Raw genomic sequence first — 17,576 nt, 5'->3', positions numbered from 1 at the left:
GCATGTTCGACGCCTGGCTCTATGAGGGCCTCCGCACGCCGTTCGGCCGTCATGGCGGAGCGCTCGCCGCGGTCCGCCCGGACGACCTGCTGGCCGGCGTGCTCAAGGCGCTGGTGGCCCGTGGACCCTTCCGGCCCGAGCAGTTCGAGGACGTCGTCATCGGCTGCACGAACCAGGCGGGCGAGGACAGCCGCAATGTCGCGCGTCACGCCGCGTTGCTCGCGGGCCTGCCGGTCGAGGTTCCGGGGGTGACGGTGAACCGCCTGTGCGGCAGTGGCCTGGCGGCGGTCCTGGACGTCGCGCGCGCCGCGAGCACGGAACAGGGAGCGCTCTTCCTGGCGGGCGGGGTGGAGAGCATGAGCCGCGCCCCCTTCGTTTTCGGGAAGGCGGAGACCGCCTACAGCCGCGAGGCCCGGGTCTTCGACACCACGATGGGTGCGCGCTTCCCGAATCCGGTCATCACCGAGGCCTTCGGCAACGACACCATGCCGGAGACCGCGGACAACATCGCCCACGAGCTCGGCATCGGCCGGGAGGACAGCGACCGCTTCGCCCTGGCCTCCCAGCGGAAGTACGCGGCGGCACTGAAGGAGGGCTTCTTCGAGGGGGAATTGACGCCCGTTGTCCTGGAGGGACGGCGCGGTGCCCGGACCGTGGTGGCGGCCGATGAACACCCCCGGCCCGAGACGACCCTGGAGCGGCTGTCCGCACTGACGCCCCTGTTCCCGGAGGGCGTGGTCACGGCGGGTAACGCCTCGGGCATCAACGATGGTGCCGGGGCCCTGGTGATCGGCACCGGGGAGATCGGCCGGAGAATGGGGGCCAGGCCCCTGGCGCGGATCCTCACGGGCGCCGTCGCAGGCGTGCCTCCGCGTGTCATGGGCCTCGGCCCCGTGCCCGCGATCGGCAAGGCGCTGGACCGGGCCGGGCTGACGTTGAAGGACATGGACCTCCTCGAGATCAATGAGGCCTTCGCCACCCAGGTGTTGGGCTGCCTGAAGCAATTGGGGCTCGGCTTCGACGACAGCCGGGTCAACCCCAACGGCGGTGCCATCGCCGTCGGCCATCCACTGGGGGCCTCGGGCGCGAGGCTGCTGCTGACGGCGGCGCGCCAGCTCGCACGCGGTGGCGGCCGGTACGCGGTGGTCTCCATGTGCATCGGCGTGGGCCAGGGCATCGCGGTGGTGCTGGAGCGGGTGTAACCACCGGAATCGATACGAAACAGGGAGGGAGACGAATGTCTGGACGCTTCGAAGCGCGCGGTGACGTCGGCATCCTTTGGATCGACAACCCGCCGGTGAATGCCATCAGCCAGTCCGTGCGGGTGGCACTCCTCGACGGGCTGAAGCAGGCCGAGTCCCACGGCGCCATCAAGGCCGTGGTCATCGCCTGCGCGGGGCGCACCTTCATGGCGGGCGCCGACATCACCGAGTTCAGCGGCCCGCCCAGGTCGCCGGGCTTGCCGGAGGTGATCGACGCACTCGACGCCTTCTCCAAGCCGGTGGTGGCGGCAATCCACGGCACGGCTTTCGGTGGCGGCTTCGAGGTCGCGCTGGCGTGCGACCATCGCGTGGCCCTGGGGAACGCCCAGGTGGGGCTGCCCGAGGTGAAGCTGGGCATCCTGCCGGGCGCTGGCGGTACCCAGCGCTTGCCGCGTCTCGTCGGCATCGAGCCGGCCTTGCAAGCCATGATCTCCGGCGACCCGATTCCAGTGCCCGTCGCGCGCGACATGGGCGCCATCGACAAGATCGTGGACGGAGATCTGACCGAGGCCGCCGTCGCCTTCGCGCGGGAGAAGATCGGCTCGCCGCGCCGCCGGGTGCGTGACCTCACCCTCGCGCCGGACGCGGTTCCCGCGGGCTTCTTCGATGCGGCTCGCCAGCGCACCGCCAAGGAGAAGCGGAACCTCTTCTCCCCGCAGCGCATCATCGACGCCGTGGAGGCCGCGGCCACGCTGCCCTTCGATCAGGGCATCCAACGCGAGCGCGACCTGTTCATCGAGTGCGCGCGGAACAGCCAGGCCCAGGCGCTCCAGCATGTCTTCTTCGCCGAGCGTCAGGTCGCCAAGATTCCCGGTCTGCCCGCCGACGTGAAGCCGCGCTCCATCAAGTCCGTGGCCATCATCGGTGCCGGCACCATGGGCGGTGGCATCGCCATGAACTTCGCGAACGCCGGCATCCCGGTGACCCTCCTGGAGGTGAACCAGGAAGGGCTGGACCGGGGCCTGGGCGTCATCCGCAAGAACTACGAGGCCACGGCGGCCAAGGGGCGTCTGACGGCGGAGCAGGTGGAGACCCGCATGGGCCTCATCAAACCGGCCCTGTCCTACGACGCGCTGGCCGACGCGGACCTCATCATCGAAGCGGTGTTCGAGACGCTGGAGGTCAAGAAGAAGGTCTTCGAGACCCTGGACCGGGTCGCCCGGAAGGGCGCCATCCTGGCCTCCAACACCTCCTACCTGTCGATCGACACCATCGCCGGCTACACCTCCCGGCCGGCGGACGTCCTGGGGATGCACTTCTTCTCCCCCGCCAACGTCATGAAGCTGCTGGAGATCGTCCGTGGCGCCCGGACCGCGCCCGATGTGCTGGCGACCGCGCTGGACGTCGCCAAACGCATCAAGAAGGTGGGTGTGGTCGCCGGCAACTGCCACGGCTTCATCGGCAACCGCATGCTGGAGGGCTACATGCGTGAGGGCAGCCTGCTGGTCCTGGAAGGCGCCACGCCACAGCAGGTGGACCAGGCCCTGGTGAAGTTCGGCATGCCCATGGGCGTGCTGCAGATGGGCGACCTGGCGGGCCTCGACATCGGCTACAAGTCGCGCAAGGACCGGGACCCCGGCACCTTCGAGGTCAAGGCCGGAGCCGTGGCCGACAAGCTGGTCGAGATGGGCCGGCTCGGACAGAAGACGCAGGCGGGCTATTACGACTACCAGGCGGGCCAGCGCACCCCGATCCCCTCCGATGTCGTCGCCAGGGTGATCGAGGAGACGGCCGCCGGGTACGGCATCCAGCGCCGGGAGATCAGCGAGCAGGAGATCCTCGAACGCTGCTTCCTGGCCATGGTGAACATCGGCTGCGAGGTGCTGCGCGAGGGCATCGCCTACCGGGCCAGCGACATCGACATCGTCTACCTCTACGGCTACGGCTTCCCGGCCCACCGGGGGGGACCGATGTTCTGGGCGGAGCACGAGCTCGGGCTGCCCCAGGCGCTGGAGAAGATTCGCGAGTACGGACGCAAGCACGGCACCCGCTGGTGGACGCCGTCGCCGCTGCTGGAGCGGTTGGTCGCCGAGGGCAAGGGCTTCGCCCAGGCCCTCTGAACCGGGAACGAACGGCACGCCCTGGAGAGCACCATGGACCTGAACTACACCCCCGAGGAACTCGCCTTCGCCGACGAGGTGCGGCAGTGGGTGCGAGCCAATCTCCCGCCCGAGACGCGCGACCGCGTCCTCCACCACAAGCGCCTCGGCAAGGAGGAGCAGGTCGCGTGGCAGCGCCGGCTCCACGAGCGCGGCTGGGGAGGGCCGCGCTGGCCGAAGGAGTATGGCGGGACTGGCTGGAACTCCGTCCAATGCCATCTCTTCGACGAGGTGCTGTCCGAGGAGGGAGCCCCCCAGCCCCTCGCGTTCGGCCTGAGCATGATCGGCCCCGTGCTGATGGCTTTCGGCAGCCAGCGGCAGAAGGACTACTACCTGCCGCGCATCCTCCGGCAGGACGACTGGTGGTGCCAGGGCTTCTCCGAGCCGGGTTCCGGCTCCGACCTGGCTTCACTGCGGATGAAGGCGGAGCTCGAGGGCGACCACTGGGTCCTCAACGGGCAGAAGACCTGGACCACCCAGGGTCAGCACGCGAACATGATCTTCCTGCTGGCGCGCACCGATCCGGCGGCCAAGAAGCAGCAGGGCATCTCCATGCTGCTGGCGGACATGAGCACGCCGGGCGTGACGGTCCGTCCGATCATCACCCTCGACGGTGAGCACGAGGTCAACGAGGTCTTCTTCGACAACGTGCGCGTGCCGAAGGAGAACATCGTCGGCGCGCCCGGGATGGGCTGGACCCATGCCAAGTTCCTGCTGGGCCACGAGCGCACCAACATCGCGCGCATCGGCCGCTCCAAGGCGGAACTGAAGAGGCTGAAGCGGATCGCCACCGAGGAGAAGGTGGACGGCGTGCCGCTGAGCCAGACCGCGGGCTTCCGCGAGAAGATCGCGGCGGTGGAGATCGAGCTGATGGCGCTGGAGCTGACCAACCTGCGCATGATCGCCGCCGAGCGGGCCGGTCAGGCTCCAGGCGCCGAGGCCAACATGCTCAAGATCAAGGGCTCGGAGATCCAGCAGACCCTGACCGAGCTGATGATGGAAGCGGTGGGCCCCTACGCCCTGCCGTTCAACCCCGAGGCCCGTGAGCCCGGCTGGAAGGGCGAGCCGATCGGCCCCGAGTACGCCGCCCCGCTGACGCCGGACTACTTCAACTACCGCAAGGTGACGATCTACGGCGGTTCCAACGAGATCCAGCGCAACATCCTGGCCAAGGCCGTGCTCGGCCTCTGAGGCGGCGCGCAAGGAGCGAGATCCCTCATGGACTTCAGTCTGACCGACACGCAGCGGATGCTGCGGGACACCGCGGTCCGTCTCATTCGCGAACGCTACGGCTTCGAGAGCCGGGCGAAGATCCTGGCCTCGGCGGAAGGTTTCTCCCGGGAGCTGTGGGCCACCTTCGCCGAGATGGGCCTGCTCGGGGTGGAGCTCCCCGAGCAGCACGGTGGCATTGGCGGCACCTTCCAGGACCTCGCCATCGTGCTGGAGGCGTTCGGCCGCGGCATGGTGGTGGAGCCCTTCCTCCCCACGGTCGTCCTGGGCGCTGGACTCATCCGCGCCGCGGGCAGCGAGGCGCAGAAATCCAGCGTGCTGCCTCGCGTGGCCGAGGGCGCGCTGTTCCTGGCCTTCGCCCACGGTGAGCCCAGGTCGCGCTATTCGCTCACCCACGTGGCGACCACGGCGAGACGCGACGCCGAGGGCTACACGCTGAATGGAGCCAAGGCGGTCGTGCTCGGGGGCGACTGCGCCGACCTCCTGCTCGTCTCGGCGCGCACGGCGGGCAAGGCGGACGACCGGGACGGGTTGTCGCTGTTCCTGGTCGAGCGCGGTGCGCCGGGCCTGCGGATTCGCGGCTATCCCAATGTCGATGGCACCCGCGCCGCCGAGGTCGCGCTCGAGGGCGTACGGGTGCCGCACTCGGCCTTGCTGGGAGGGGAGGGCGGTGCGTTTCCCTTCATCCAGCAGGCGATCGATCGCGGCATCGCCGCCTTGTGCGCGGAGGCAGTGGGCAACATGCAGGCGCTCAACGAGCTGACGCTCGACTACCTGAAGACGCGCATCCAGTTCGGCGTGCCGATTGGCAGCTTCCAGGTGCTGCAGCACCACATGGTCGACATGTTCATTGCCCACGAGCAGGCAAGATCCATGGCGATCCTCGCCGCCGATCGCGCGGACAGCGCCGATGCCCAGGCGCGCACCAAGGCGATCTCCGCGGCCAAGGTCCAGATCGGCCGGTCCGGCCGCTTCATCGGCCAACAGGCGATTCAGCTGCACGGCGGTATCGGCACCACCCTGGAGTACAGCGCTGGCCACTACTTCAAGCGCTTGACCACCATCGACCGTACCTTCGGTGACGCTGATTTCCACCTGACCCGCTTCGCTACCGTGGACGCGGCGTAGGCTGTGTGGGGCACCCGTGACGCCGTGTTGCGCCACGGGGGAACCCGGGAGCCGGATACCCTCACCCCGTCCCTCTCCCAGGGGGAGAGGGGTGTGGGGCTACGTGCGGCGCGCGGTCTGGTGCAGCTCCAGCACGATGTTGCCGCCCTTGAAGAGCCTCACCGCTCCCGACGTCTGGCTCACCACCAGCGCGATGCTCTTCGTCATCGACGTGATGCTCGCCGCCGCCGCGTGCCTCGCCCCCAGCCCCAGCGGAATCTTCACCGCGTCATCCGACGCCGACAGGTAGCGGCCCGCCGCCAGCACCACTCCGTCCTCCCGGATGACGAACGCCCCGTCCAGCACCGAGAAGTTCTTGATCGCCTCGCGGATCTTCGGGTCCAGCACGTTGCGCTCGGCCTCCGACAGACCCTGGAACGGGTTGATCGTCATCTGCCGGCTCTTCTCCATCACGCTCGTGTGGTCGCCGATCGTGATGATCGTCCCGATCGGGTGGCCCTCGAAGCCCTCCTGGCCCACCTGCAGCGCCAGCTGGATGAGCGCGTCCACCACCTGCGAGTTGAACTCGTCCCCCAGCTTCACGCCCTCGATCGTCAGCCGGTCGTCCAGTGAGCCCCCGATGCGCATCTGCATCAGCGTGTCCGGGGCCCGCCCCAGCTTGCCCGTCATCGCCAGCACCAGGTCCCCCTCCTTGAACGCCCCCTGTGACAGCGCCGACACCAGCGCCACCTTCACCCGCTCGGTGCGCGAGTAGTCGTAGGCCGGAATCACCAGCGCCTTCTGCTTCTTGGAGAGCAGATCCTGCGCGATGTTGTCCGAGGTCACCGCGTAGACGAGCTTGCGCCTGGCCTGCTGCCGTCTCAGGTCCTCGGGGGGAATGGGCGCATCGCTGATGTAGAGGAAGTGGTCCACGTCCCCCTTTCCAGCAAGCGAGAGGGCGGCTCGCAGGAACTCCCGATCGAATTTCGAGGCTTCGCTCATGGGTACGACCTCGCCCCCTGTTATAGGTAGGTCAGGTCTCCTTGACATCAGACCGCAGGTGAATAAAGCTTTCCGGCCTTTTTTTCCGGAGTACCGGGCCCATTTCCCCGCAGACGGGAGCCTAAGGCTGTGAACCAGAAAGATCTCAAGCGTTACAAGAAGATGCTCGAGGACAGCAAGACGAGCCTGCTGGAGAGCGCCAAGAAGACGTTGGTGGAGGAAGCCAGCTTCGACACCGATGATCTCCCCGACGAGATCGACCAGGCCTCTTCCGAGTATGCCCAGTCCATGGCGTTCCGCCTGCGCGACCGGGAGAAGTTCTTGATGCAGAAGATCGATCGGGCCCTGGCCCGCATCGAGGACGGCACCTTCGGTATCTGCGAGCGGTGCGAGGAGGAGATCTCCCCCAAGCGGCTGGAGGCGCGGCCGGTCACCACGCTGTGCATCCGCTGCAAGGAGGAGCAGGAGAAGAAGGAGAAGTCCTACGGCTGATGCCGTGGGAACAGGGCAGGTGGACCTCGCGCACGGGCCCGCGTGAAGACCACCTGCCTCTCTCAGGCCGCCAGTTGGATCTCCACCCGGAGCAGCTGGCGGCCGATGAGGAAGTGGTCCCCGTTCTCCACGAACACGGGGCCGGTCAGCCGGATGAAGGTGCCGTTGGACGAACCCACGTCCCGCACCCGCAGCCGGTCCTGCTTCACATGCAGCAGCGCGTGGCGCCCCGACACGAAGCCGTCCGTCGGGAACGCGATGTCCCCCTGCTCGCGCCCCAGGTGGTTGTCCCCCTCCTTGAGCGGGAAGGCCGCCCCTCGCACGCCTCCCTCCAGTATCTGCACCAGCCGCAGCCGGTAGCCCGGGTCAGGAGAGCCCCAGATGTGGGCGCCACCCGGACCCACCGCCGCCGCGGGAATGGGCTCGAGCACCAGCCGCTGCCGACCCAGGCGCAGCTCGCCACCCACCGGCAGCTCCTTGTCCTGGCGCAGGCGCACGAAGACGCCGTTGGCCCCTCCCACGTCCTCCACCGCCAGCCGGGCCCCCGAGAAGAAGAAGCGGGCCTGGACGGGCATGATGAAGGGGTCGTCCATCAGCACCAGGTCCCCCTGGGGGCCGCAGGTGAGGGTGTCCCGGGTCATCCGCACCACGGACTCGGGGCCACCGTCGGCCCGCACCACGCGCAGGGCCACCTGGGGCCGGGCCGTCACTTTCGGCGCTGCCATCACCATCGTGCCGCCCGAGCGGATGGGCGAGCCACAGGCGTGACAGGTGGAGGCGGAGTCGGGGTTCTCTGCGTCGCAGCGGGGGCAGTAGACCATGGCGGGCGGGCTTACATATCAAGCCCGGTGGAGGGTTGCGCGGGCACAAAGCAGTGCCCGTCCACCTTGCGGGCGACCCGACGCTCGTGGGAAGTTCGGGGACCAACACCCCCCAGACCCCTGCTTTCCGGGAAGTCCCTTGCATTGTCCGAGCTGCCGCGCTGACGCCGGTGACGTTTCCAAATACTGCCCCGCCTGCGGCGCCACGCTCGCGCGCGGGGAGGCGGACGAGTACATCGGACGCACCATCGCCCAGAAGTACCAGGTCGAGGCCCTCATCGGTGAGGGCGGGATGGGCAAGGTGTACCGTGCCCGCCAGGTCGCCCTGGACAAGCTGGTGGTGCTCAAGGTGCTGCGTCACACCCTGCTGGGTGATGACCGGACCGTGGCCCGCTTCAAGCGCGAGGCCAAGGCCGCCAGCCGTCTCAACCACCCCAACTCCATCAGCATCCTCGACTTCGGCGTGACGGAGGACGGCGCCCTCTTCATCGCCATGGAGTTCGTGCCGGGGCAGGACCTGCACACCGTCCTGAGCAAGGACGGCCCGCTGCCCGAGTCGCGCGTGGCGCGCATCGTCAGTCAGGTGCTCTCCGCCCTCTACGACGCGCACGCCGCTGGCGTCATCCACCGGGATCTCAAGCCCGAGAACATCATGGTGGAGCAGCGCCGCAACGAGCCGGACTTCGTGAAGGTGCTCGACTTCGGCATCGCGAAGATCCAGGACGGCGAGGACGGCCCGACGCTCACCCGCACCGGCTTCGTCTGCGGCACCCCGGAGTACATGTCTCCCGAGCAGGCCCGCGGCGCCACGCTGGACCACCGCTCGGACCTGTACGCGGTGGGCGTCATCCTCTACCAGCTCATCTCCGGCCGGCTCCCCTTCGAGTCCGACTCCGCGGTGGGCTATGCCACCAAGCACCTCACCGAGGAGCCCGTCCCTCCGTCGCGCAAGCGCCCGGAGATCCGCGTCTCCCAGGCCATGGAGCGGCTCATCATGCGGGCCCTCTCCAAGAGCCCGGATGACCGGCCGCAGGACGCGGAGGCCTTCAAGGCCGAGCTGCTCGCGGTGGAGAAGGAGAAGGAGCGTGAGCCGCGCGAGCGCCGCACCAGCGTGTCCGCCTCCGGCCGGCGCACGGCCGGGGGCTCGGCGGGGGTGTTCGCACCGCTGCCTCGCCGGGCCACGCCTCCTCCCAGTGGGGTGAGCACGGAGATCACCGACCCGTGGGGGAGCGCGTCCGACGCCACCGTGCGCGCCATGCCCGAGCGCATGCAGCCCGGCGCCGCCATGGCCCGGATGTCCCAGGAGCGCACGCAGCTGGCGCCTCCGAGCCGGCCCGCGCCGGAGCGTGAGAGGGAGCGCCCGCCACCGCCCGCGGCGCACGCTCCCGTGCGCTCGGCCACCGAGCGGCTCCCCGCCGATCGCTCGGCCACCGAGCGGCTCCCACCCGTTCAGGCCCTGGCCAACGACAAGACCGAGGCCATCGTGGCCACCGTCCCCGACGTCGGGGGCGGGTTCGGTTTCCTCAAGGCCTTCGTCCTCACCCTGGCGCTGGTGACGCTCGGCCTGGCCGGCTACTGGCTGTACACGAGCTGGCGCAACCAGGCGACGAAGGCTCCCTTCGTTCCCCCGGTGAACGCGCCCATCCCCGGCCAGGAGGCTGGCGCCTTCGTGCCGGACCCAGGCATGCCCCTGTACGAGCAGCAGATCCCCAAGGATCCGCGCAACCTCGCGGAGGCACAGCGGCGGCAGCAGGCGGGATACGACGCCTACAAGAACAAGAACCTGGACCTGGCCGCCACGGAGTTCCGCAACGCCTTCGTCCTCAATCCGTCGCCGGAGCTGTCGCTGATGCTCGGCGAGGTGTACTGGGCGCGTGAAATCACCGACGAGGCGCGCGGCTGGTGGAAGCGCCACCTGCGCGACCTGCCGGACTCCAAGGCCCGCGCCACCATCCTCAAGCGGATACCAGAACTGTCCTCCGCCGCCGGCCGTTAGTCCGGAGGCGGGGGCTCAGCCCATCAGCTCCACCTGGACGATGTGCTGGCCCATGCGCACCCGGTCTCCCGGGCGCAGCGGCCGCTCCACCCCCGGGGGGATGCGCACATAGGTGCCCAGGCCTCCGGAGAGATCTCTCAGCTGGGCACCGGCGAGGCTGAAGCTCAGCTCGCAGTGGCGGCTGGCCAGCCCTTCTTCCTGGCCGTAGCTGAAGTCGCAGTTGGCCTGTCCGAGGGTCAGCAACGGGGCCGAGGTCACCACCGTCCGACCGCTGCGGCCTCCCACCAGCACCTCCTCCACACCGAACACGCCCTGGCCCGGGGGCACGGGGGCGCCGTAGACAGTGGGGCGACCGGCGAGGGGCGGCGGGGCCTCGAGCTTGCCGAGGAAGCGGAAGAGGCGCTGGCCGATGCTGAAGAACGACAAGGGGAGGAGCGTCTCCACGCCCGGGATGGTGACGTACACCCCCGAGGCGCTGGACTCGTCGCGAACATGCAGCACGTTGTCCTTGATGAGGAAAGAGGCGTGCTGGGCGGAAACGAAGGTATCGTCGGCGAAGAGGATGGCGCCGCGGGTGCGGCCCACGGAGCAGCCGGTGACGGGTAGCTTGAAGCGCTGGCCGCGCGTGGATCCGGCGATGACGGCCAGCCCGAAGCGGGAAGCGGCCGGGGCGGGACGGGCTCCAGAGGCGGGCGCGGGGCCGGGTTTGGGTGCCGCCGCCGGGACGGGCGGCGCGGCGGGGCGCGCCGCCAGGGGCAGGGGGGCCGCCACCGGGCGCGGGGCGGACAGGGGCCGGGCGGCGAGTGGGATACCCCCCGCCGCGGCGACGGGGGCCGGGGTGCGCGAGGCCGGACGGAGACCAGGTGGGGCCTCGGGCGGACGGGCGGGAATCGGAGGGGAGCGGGGGACTCCGGGGACGGGCTTGCCCGGAGAGGGAGCAGGCGCCGCCCGGGCGGGTGAAGCATTCACCGGGGCCGGAGTCTCGATGAACGAGGTTCCACAGGTCGCGCAACCCTCCGCACGAGGGGGATTGTACCCGTCACAGTTCGGGCAGACGACGGCGAGAGCGGACAGCAGGAGCTGTGACATGGGCGGATCGACTCTAGAAGTGGGCGGAACACGGGGTCAACGAAAGCGAATCCCGAGTAAATCCCAAGGACGCGACGTTGCCCCCCCTGGGGGCGGCAGTTACCATTGCTGACGCTTCGATGATCCGCCTCAACGACATCCTCCAACGGGTTGCGTCCTATCACCCGGACCCCGATCTGGACATCATCAAGAAGGCGTACGTCTATTCGGCCAAGGTGCATCAGGGCCAACTACGCAAGTCTGGTGAGCCCTACCTCATCCACCCGCTCGAGGTCGCCGGACTTCTGGCCGAGCTCAAGCTGGACGAGGCTTCCATCGTCACCGGCCTGCTCCACGACACCATCGAGGACACGCTCGCCACCGCCGAGGAGCTCACCGAGCTGTTCGGCCCGGAGGTCGCCCAGCTGGTCGACGGGGTGACCAAGCTCTCCAAGTTCTCCGCCTCGGCCACGCTCTCGCAGGAAGAGAAGCAGGCGGAGAACTTCCGCAAGATGATCATCGCGATGGCGCAGGACATCCGCGTCATCCTGGTGAAGCTGGCGGACCGCACGCACAACATGCGGACGTTGGACCACATGTCCGAGGAGAAGCAGCGGCGGATCGCCCAGGAGACGCTGGACATCTACGCCCCGCTGGCCAACCGCCTGGGCATCAGCTGGATCAAGACCGAGCTGGAGGACCTGTCCTTCCGCTACGTGAAGCCCCAGGACTTCGTGGCGCTGCAGGACAAGCTCAACAAGCGCAAGAAGGAGCGGGAGAAGTACATCGAGGACGTCAGCACCCTCATCCGCACGAAGCTGGAGGAGCGGGGCCTGTCGGGCGACGTGAGCGGCCGCTTCAAGCACGTCTACAGCATCTACAAGAAGATGAAGTCGCAGGGGATCGAGTTCGAGCAGATCCACGACATCATCGCCTTCCGCATCATCATGCCCGCGGTGCCCAGCTGTTACGAGGCGCTGGGACTGGTGCACCAGCTGTGGAAGCCGGTGCCGGGGCGCTTCAAGGACTTCATCGCGATTCCCAAGCCCAACATGTACCAGTCGTTGCACACGACGGTGGTGGGGCCGCTGGGCGAGCGCATCGAGGTGCAGATCCGCACCCCGGACATGCACAAGGTGGCCGAGGAGGGCATCGCGGCGCACTGGGCGTACAAGGAGGGCAAGGCGCTCTCCGTCAGCAAGGACGACGAGAAGTTCGCCTGGCTGCGCCAGCTCATGGAGTGGCAGCAGGACCTCAAGGATCCCAAGGAGTTCCTGGAGACGGTGAAGGTGGACCTCTTCACCGACGAGGTCTTCGTCTTCACGCCCCGGGGAGACGTGAAGAGCCTGCCGCGAGGCGCCACGCCGGTGGACTTCGCCTATGCGATCCACTCGGACGTGGGTGGGCGGTGCGTGGGCGCGAAGGTGAACGGGAAGATCGTCCCGCTGCGCTACAAGCTGAAGAACGGGGACACGGTGGAGGTGCTGACCAGCCCCCAGGCGCACCCGTCCAAGGACTGGCTGACGTTCGTCAAGACGAGCCGTGCGCAGCAGCGCATCCGCGCCTTCATCAAGCAGCAGCAGCGCGAGAAGAGCCTGCAGCTGGGCCGCGAGCTGCTGGAGCGCGAGCTCAAGCGCTTCCAGCTCAACTTCAACAGGCTGCTGAAGAACGGCGAGCTGAAGAAGGTCTGCGAGGAGCTGGGCTACCGGGTGGAGGACGATCTGCTGGTGGCCCTGGGCTACGGCAAGGTGGTGCCCAACCAGGTGATCTCCCGTGTGGTGCCGCCGGAGAAGCTGGCGGCCAGCTCGGGGGAGGGGAAGGGCACGTCGGTGGAGTCGGCGTCCGCCACGTCCAACAGCATGCTGCCGGGCCTGTCGAGGGTCACCGACTTCGCCAAGAAGCTGGTGGGCAAGCAGAACAGCAGCGGGGTGCAGATCGGCGGCGTGGACGACGTGCTGGTGCGCTTCGGGCGGTGTTGCAACCCGGTGCCGGGAGATCCGATCGCGGGCTTCATCACCCGGGGCCGGGGCGTGACGGTGCACACGGTGGGCTGCGACAAGGCGCTGGCGACGGATCCGGAGCGGCGGGTGGACGTGTCGTGGGACGTGCGTGGCGACTTCAAGAGGCCGGTCACGCTGCGAGTGCTCACGGCGGATCGGACGGGCCTGCTGGCGGACATCTCGAACACCTTCTCGAAGAAGGGTGTGAACATCTCGCAGGCCAACTGTCGTGCGACGGGGGATGACCGGGCGGTGAACACCTTCGAGGTGACGATCTCGGACCTGAAGCAGCTGACGGATCTGATGCGCACCATCGAGCGCCTCCCGGGCGTCTACTCCGTCGAGCGAATCTGAGTCCCAACCCTCCCTCTCCCTCTGGGAGAGGGTCGGGGTGAGGGTATAGGCCCCCGCGAGTTCATTCCCGGAGTCCCCGCTGTGGGCCTGCCTGCCCGTGCTCAAGGGGAGGGTCCTCCGGCCGTGCGCTGCGACGAGCGGGGAAGCTGCACATGATGCCAGGCGGAGCGCCTGTCGGAGCGCTCGCGACTCCCGAGTGAGGAGAGGCACCATGGACGAGACACAGGGAAGGACGTTCCAGCCCTTGCCGGGTGTGCGCTGGGGCGCGGTGGCGGCGGGGGCGCTGTTGGGTGCCGCGGCGTGGCTGGTGCTCCTGCGCTTCGCGGATGTGCCTCAATTCACGCGAGGGGACGGCCCCGGAATCGGACTCCGGCTGTGGTGGGTGGTGGCGCCGCTGCTCGCGGCGGGGGTGGCGTCATGGACGGGGGCGTCCGCGTCAGGCGAGCACGGCATTCGCGGTGCGTACCTGCACGGGCTGCTGGCCTGCGCGGGCGCGCTCCTGCTGGCCGCGGTGGCGGGGCCGGGCAGCGCGGGCGTCCTTCCTCAGCCTGTGTGGAGCGGGCTCGCGGCGGTGGTGGGCGCGGTAACGGGCGCCGCGCTCGGGCGAGCCCTGCTGGCCGGGCGGGTAGCGGCACCGTGGCTGCGCTCCGGGCTCGGCGGAGAACGCGTCGAGACACGGAGAAGCCGGTTGCCGTGGCGCGAGATGCTCACGGGGAGGCGAAGCACACCGGAGGCCCGGAGGCCCGGGGCCCACGAGGACGCGGGGCGCCCGGACCGGGATCTGCACTGAGGGCGGCACGGGCGAGGCACGACACGACGGGCAACCGAGGAGCGACGGGCATGGCGGCAGACGCGACGCAGGAGCTGAGGAAGGGCCTCGAGGTGCGTGCGGCGGACGGCAGGCGCCTGGGGACGGTGGTGGGGCTCGAGGGGGGAGCCCTGGTGGTGGAGCGCGGCTTCTTCTGGCCCCAGCGCTTCACCATCTCCCGCAGTGACGTGGGGACGGTGGCGGACGGGGAGGTGCGGCTGCTCGCGGGGGCCGCGCCGCGCCCGGTGCGCTCCGAGGTGGAGGCGCCCGCCGTGAGCGAGCCGCCCCTGGCCAGCGTCCGCGCGCACGAGGACTCGGGCGACGTGCGGGTGCCCCTGGCGCGAGAGGAGGCCTGGCCCCAGGTGCGCACGCGCGACGTGGGGGCGGTGCGCGTGCGCAAGGTGGTTCGCACCGAGCTGAAGCAGTTCACCGTGGAGGTGCGGCGCGAGGAGCTCGTGGTGGAGCGCATCCCCGTCCAGCCGGGCGCGACCGATACCTCCGCCTCCTCGGCGCGAGCCTCGGGCATGTTCGAGGAGCTCGAGCAGGTCATCCCGTTGTGGCGCGAGGACGTGGAGGTGGTGAAGCGCCCCGTGGTCTACGAGGAGGTGCACCTGAAGAAGGCCGTGGAGCGCCGCACCTGGACGGAGGAGGTGCCCCTGCGCCGCGAGGAGGCCACCGTAGAGGAGGAGGGCGACACGCACTCCCACTGAGGGCGGTGAACAGGTTCCGTCCGTGGGGGTTGGCCGGTCGCGGCCTCCGGTGGTAGAGCCGCCGCGAACTCGCGGCCTCGCTGGCCGCCACACCTCCGAGGTGGATTCATGGCTCGCAAGATCGTGCACTCCGACGACGCGCCCAAGGCGATCGGCCCCTATTCGCAGGCCGTGCAGGTGGACGCGGGGAAGATGACCTTCCTGTCGGGGCAGATTCCGTTGGATCCGAAGACGATGGAGATCGTCCAGGGTGACGTCGTCGTCCAGGCCGATCAGGTGATGAAGAACCTGGGCGCGGTGCTGAAGGCCTCGGGCCTGGACTTCTCCCACGTGGTGCGCTGCACCATCTTCCTCGTCGACCTGGGCGACTTCGCCAAGGTGAACGAGGTCTACGGCCGGTACTTCACCGGCCAGCCTCCCGCCCGCGTCACGGTGCAGGTGTCCGCGCTGCCCCGTGGCTCCAAGGTGGAGATCGACGCCATCGCCGTGTCCTGAGCATGCGCGGGGAGGGGAGACCCTCACCCCGACCCTCTCCCAGGGGGAGAGGGAGCTGGAAAGAGAAAGGCCGCCGGACCCTGTTGGTCCGACGGCCTTTTTCATTCAGCGGCCTCGCGAGAGGCGGCGGGGATTACTTCTGGTCCGCCGCCATCGGGCCGCCCTTCTTCTTCAGCTCCTCGTCGATGATGCGCTTGAAGGCATCGACGGGCTGCGCGCCGACGAGCGAGCGGCCGTTGATGAAGAAGGTCGGGGTGCCGTTGACGCCCACGCGGCTGGACTCGGCCATCTCCGCGGTGATCTGCGATTCGAACTTGTTGCTGTCCAGCGCGGCCTTGAACTTGGGCAGGTTCAGCTTCAGCTCCTCGGCGTAGCGCTCGAGCGAGGCGCGATCCAGGGCGCGCTGATTGGCGAACAGCTTGTCGTGGTACTCCCAGAACTTGCCCTGCTCATGGGCGGCCAGCGCGGCGGCGGCCGCCGGCTTGGCGTTCGCGTGGAAGGGCAGCGGCGAGTTCTTGAACGCGATGCGCACCTTGCCGTGGTAGTCGTTCTCGATCTGCTTGAGCGTCGGGACGGCGCGGCCGCAGAACGGGCACTCGAAGTCGGAGTAGGCCACGATGGTGATGGGGGCGTTCTTCGGGCCGATGGCCGGAGCGTTGCCGACCTCGATGTTCTGCACGGGGGCCTCGGCCGCCGGGGCCTGGGCCTGGGCCTGCGGGGCGGAGCCATTGGACTTCAGGCCCTCCTCGATCAGCTTGCCGTACAGCTCCTCGGGCTTGGTGCCGGCGGCCACCAGCTTGTTGGCGCGGGCGAGCTCCTCGTCGATGACGCGCTTGAAGGAGTCGAAGGGCTGGGCGCCCACGAACTCACGGCCGTTGACGAAGAAGGTCGGGGTGCCATTGGCGCCCACGGCGGCGCCGGCGGAGGCGTCGGCCTCGACCTTCGCGCGGTACTTGCCGGAGTCCAGCGCGGCCTTGAACTGGCCCATGTTCAGCTTCAGCTCCTCGGCGTAGCGCTCGAAGGTGGCGCGGTCCAGCGAGCCCTGGTTGGAGAAGAGCTTGTCGTGCATCTCCCAGAACTTGCCCTGCTCATGAGCGGCCATGGAGGCCTCGGCGGCGGGCTTGGCGTTCGGGTGGAAGGACAGCGGCTGGTGACGGAACACCACGCGCACGTCGTTGGGGTAGTTCTCCTTGATCTGCTTGAGCGTCGGGGTGACGCGGCTGCAGAAGGGGCACTGGAAGTCGGACCACTCGACGATGGTCACCTTGGCGTTCTTCGGGCCGAAGGACGGGGAGTCGGCGGGCACGTCCACCTTGCGGTAGGCGGTGGCCGGGGCCTCCTGCTGCGGGGCGGCGGCCTTGGGAGCGGACTCCACACCCTTGGCGAGGATGGCGGCGTACACCTGATTGGCCGGGGTGCCGGAGCGCGTCAGGGCCTCGGCCTTGCCGAGCTCCTCGTCGATGATGGCCTTGAAGTTGTCGATCGGCTGGGCGCCGGAGAGGAAGCGGCCGTTGATGAAGAAGGCCGGGGTGCCGTTGGCGCCGAGCTTGCCAGCCAGGGCCTGGTCACGATCGATGAGGGCGGACAGCTTGGGGTTGGTCATGTCCGCCTTCCAGCGGTTCAGATCCAGCCCGATCTCGGTGGCGTACTTCTCCAGGTCCGCGTCCTCGAGCGCCTTGCTGTTGGAGAAGAGCTTGTCGTGGTACTCCCAGTACTTGCCCTGCTCACCCGCGGCCAGGGCGGCCAGGGCGGCGGGCTTGGCGCGCGGGTGGAAGGAGAGGGGGTTCTCCTTCATGACGACGCGCAGCTTGTTGCCGTACTGCTTGCGCAGCTGCTCCACCGTCGCGTTGGCGCGGGAGCAGAACGGGCACTGGTAGTCGGAGAACTCGACCAGCGTGACGAGCGCGTCCGCGCTGCCGAGCACCGGAGAGCCGTCGATGGGAACCTTGAAGACGGTGGGGTCCGTCGGCCGGGCGCTCGGCCGGGACGGGTTGGCCGCGGCGGCGGCAGTGGGCTTGTTGCCAGCGGCGGAGTCCTTCGAGGGGCCGGTGACAGCACGGCCGCCAACGAATCCCAGCACCAGGCCCACCAGCAGGGCCACGATCACATTGGGTTTCATGAGTCTGTTCTGC

Annotated in this window: 14 protein-coding genes; 10 read left to right on the top strand and 4 right to left on the bottom strand. The window is 69.0% G+C overall.

From position 1 onward, the window contains the following. Positions 1-2 precede the first annotated feature (2 nt). From JRI60_RS31365 to JRI60_RS31350, 4 genes are read left to right on the top strand one after another with little or no spacing between them, the layout of a single operon-like run. On the top strand, positions 3-1,202 hold the full coding sequence (locus JRI60_RS31365) for a 3-oxoadipyl-CoA thiolase (protein ID WP_204219617.1): 1,200 nt from the start codon (positions 3-5) through the stop codon (positions 1,200-1,202). 35 nt (positions 1,203-1,237) lie between these two features. Then, entirely contained in the window at positions 1,238-3,322 is a 2,085-nt protein-coding gene (locus JRI60_RS31360; RefSeq protein WP_204219616.1) for a 3-hydroxyacyl-CoA dehydrogenase NAD-binding domain-containing protein, read from the top strand. Between the two features lie 33 nt (positions 3,323-3,355). Beyond that, positions 3,356-4,552 carry an acyl-CoA dehydrogenase family protein gene (locus tag JRI60_RS31355; RefSeq protein WP_204219615.1) on the top strand — a complete coding sequence of 399 codons (1,197 nt, stop codon included), beginning with the start codon at positions 3,356-3,358 and terminating at the stop codon, positions 4,550-4,552. A 27-nt stretch (positions 4,553-4,579) separates the two neighbouring features. Then, positions 4,580-5,719 carry an acyl-CoA dehydrogenase family protein gene (locus JRI60_RS31350; RefSeq protein WP_204219614.1) on the top strand — a complete coding sequence of 380 codons (1,140 nt, stop codon included), beginning with the start codon at positions 4,580-4,582 and terminating at the stop codon, positions 5,717-5,719. Positions 5,720-5,818: 99 nt separating this feature from the next. On the opposite strand, the gene JRI60_RS31345 is transcribed toward JRI60_RS31350, so the two are convergent. Next, positions 5,819-6,700 (bottom strand): DNA integrity scanning protein DisA nucleotide-binding domain protein, encoded by an 882-nt coding sequence (locus JRI60_RS31345; protein WP_204219613.1) that lies wholly within the window; start codon positions 6,698-6,700, stop codon positions 5,819-5,821. Positions 6,701-6,829: 129 nt separating this feature from the next. On the opposite strand from JRI60_RS31345, the gene JRI60_RS31340 reads away from it, so the two are divergent. Beyond that, complete coding sequence (locus tag JRI60_RS31340) at positions 6,830-7,192, top strand: TraR/DksA family transcriptional regulator (RefSeq protein ID WP_204219612.1); 363 nt, start codon at positions 6,830-6,832, stop codon at positions 7,190-7,192. Positions 7,193-7,254: 62 nt separating this feature from the next. On the opposite strand, the gene JRI60_RS31335 is transcribed toward JRI60_RS31340, so the two are convergent. Continuing rightward, entirely contained in the window at positions 7,255-8,013 is a 759-nt protein-coding gene (locus JRI60_RS31335) for an FHA domain-containing protein (RefSeq protein WP_204219611.1), read from the bottom strand. A 139-nt stretch (positions 8,014-8,152) separates the two neighbouring features. Here JRI60_RS31335 and JRI60_RS31330 point away from each other — a divergent pair, with 139 nt between their 5' ends. Next, positions 8,153-10,009, top strand: coding sequence for a serine/threonine-protein kinase (locus tag JRI60_RS31330; protein WP_204219610.1), 1,857 nt, complete (start codon positions 8,153-8,155; stop codon positions 10,007-10,009). A 15-nt stretch (positions 10,010-10,024) separates the two neighbouring features. On the opposite strand, the gene JRI60_RS31325 is transcribed toward JRI60_RS31330, so the two are convergent. Next, on the bottom strand, positions 10,025-11,098 hold the full coding sequence (locus JRI60_RS31325) for an FHA domain-containing protein (protein ID WP_204219609.1): 1,074 nt from the start codon (positions 11,096-11,098) through the stop codon (positions 10,025-10,027). A 119-nt stretch (positions 11,099-11,217) separates the two neighbouring features. Between JRI60_RS31325 and JRI60_RS31320 the strand changes: the two genes are divergently transcribed. The 4 genes from JRI60_RS31320 to JRI60_RS31305 all read left to right on the top strand — a co-directional run bounded on the left by JRI60_RS31320 (position 11,218) and on the right by JRI60_RS31305 (position 15,444). Beyond that, positions 11,218-13,431, top strand: a complete 2,214-nt coding sequence (locus JRI60_RS31320; RefSeq protein WP_204219608.1) for a RelA/SpoT family protein — start codon at positions 11,218-11,220, stop codon at positions 13,429-13,431. Positions 13,432-13,642: 211 nt separating this feature from the next. Next, positions 13,643-14,221: a hypothetical protein gene (locus JRI60_RS31315; protein WP_204219607.1), complete on the top strand. Its 579-nt coding sequence runs from the start codon at positions 13,643-13,645 to the stop codon at positions 14,219-14,221. Between the two features lie 50 nt (positions 14,222-14,271). After that, positions 14,272-14,949 carry a YsnF/AvaK domain-containing protein gene (locus JRI60_RS31310; protein ID WP_204219606.1) on the top strand — a complete coding sequence of 226 codons (678 nt, stop codon included), beginning with the start codon at positions 14,272-14,274 and terminating at the stop codon, positions 14,947-14,949. A gap of 108 nt (positions 14,950-15,057) precedes the next feature. Continuing rightward, positions 15,058-15,444 carry a RidA family protein gene (locus JRI60_RS31305; protein ID WP_204219605.1) on the top strand — a complete coding sequence of 129 codons (387 nt, stop codon included), beginning with the start codon at positions 15,058-15,060 and terminating at the stop codon, positions 15,442-15,444. Between the two features lie 133 nt (positions 15,445-15,577). Here the strand turns inward: JRI60_RS31305 and JRI60_RS31300 are convergent, their stop codons facing one another. Then, the gene (locus JRI60_RS31300; RefSeq protein WP_204219604.1) at positions 15,578-17,563 is read right to left on the bottom strand and encodes a DsbA family protein; all 1,986 of its coding nucleotides are present in this window, start codon (positions 17,561-17,563) and stop codon (positions 15,578-15,580) included. Between the last annotated feature and the right edge of the window lie 13 nt (positions 17,564-17,576).

Origin of the sequence: Archangium violaceum, assembly GCF_016887565.1 — a bacterium.
Lineage (GTDB): Bacteria > Myxococcota > Myxococcia > Myxococcales > Myxococcaceae > Archangium > Archangium violaceum_B.
The sequence above is the reverse complement of the archived record's forward strand: the minus strand, read 5'-3'. Positions and strand labels throughout refer to the sequence as shown.

Bases quoted from the DNA above. Each gene is read 5' to 3' on its own strand.
- JRI60_RS31300 (WP_204219604.1), bottom strand. From the start codon at position 17,563: ATGAAACCCAATGTGATCGTGGCCCTGCTGGTGGGCCTGGTGCTGGGA.
- JRI60_RS31335 (WP_204219611.1), bottom strand. From the start codon at position 8,013: ATGGTCTACTGCCCCCGCTGCGACGCAGAGAACCCCGACTCCGCCTCC.
- JRI60_RS31320 (WP_204219608.1), top strand. From the start codon at position 11,218: ATGATCCGCCTCAACGACATCCTCCAACGGGTTGCGTCCTATCACCCG.
- JRI60_RS31360 (WP_204219616.1), top strand. From the start codon at position 1,238: ATGTCTGGACGCTTCGAAGCGCGCGGTGACGTCGGCATCCTTTGGATC.
- JRI60_RS31355 (WP_204219615.1), top strand. From the start codon at position 3,356: ATGGACCTGAACTACACCCCCGAGGAACTCGCCTTCGCCGACGAGGTG.
- JRI60_RS31310 (WP_204219606.1), top strand. From the start codon at position 14,272: ATGGCGGCAGACGCGACGCAGGAGCTGAGGAAGGGCCTCGAGGTGCGT.
- JRI60_RS31350 (WP_204219614.1), top strand. From the start codon at position 4,580: ATGGACTTCAGTCTGACCGACACGCAGCGGATGCTGCGGGACACCGCG.
- JRI60_RS31315 (WP_204219607.1), top strand. From the start codon at position 13,643: ATGGACGAGACACAGGGAAGGACGTTCCAGCCCTTGCCGGGTGTGCGC.
- JRI60_RS31365 (WP_204219617.1), top strand. From the start codon at position 3: ATGTTCGACGCCTGGCTCTATGAGGGCCTCCGCACGCCGTTCGGCCGT.
- JRI60_RS31305 (WP_204219605.1), top strand. From the start codon at position 15,058: ATGGCTCGCAAGATCGTGCACTCCGACGACGCGCCCAAGGCGATCGGC.
- JRI60_RS31345 (WP_204219613.1), bottom strand. From the start codon at position 6,700: ATGAGCGAAGCCTCGAAATTCGATCGGGAGTTCCTGCGAGCCGCCCTC.
- JRI60_RS31325 (WP_204219609.1), bottom strand. From the start codon at position 11,098: ATGTCACAGCTCCTGCTGTCCGCTCTCGCCGTCGTCTGCCCGAACTGT.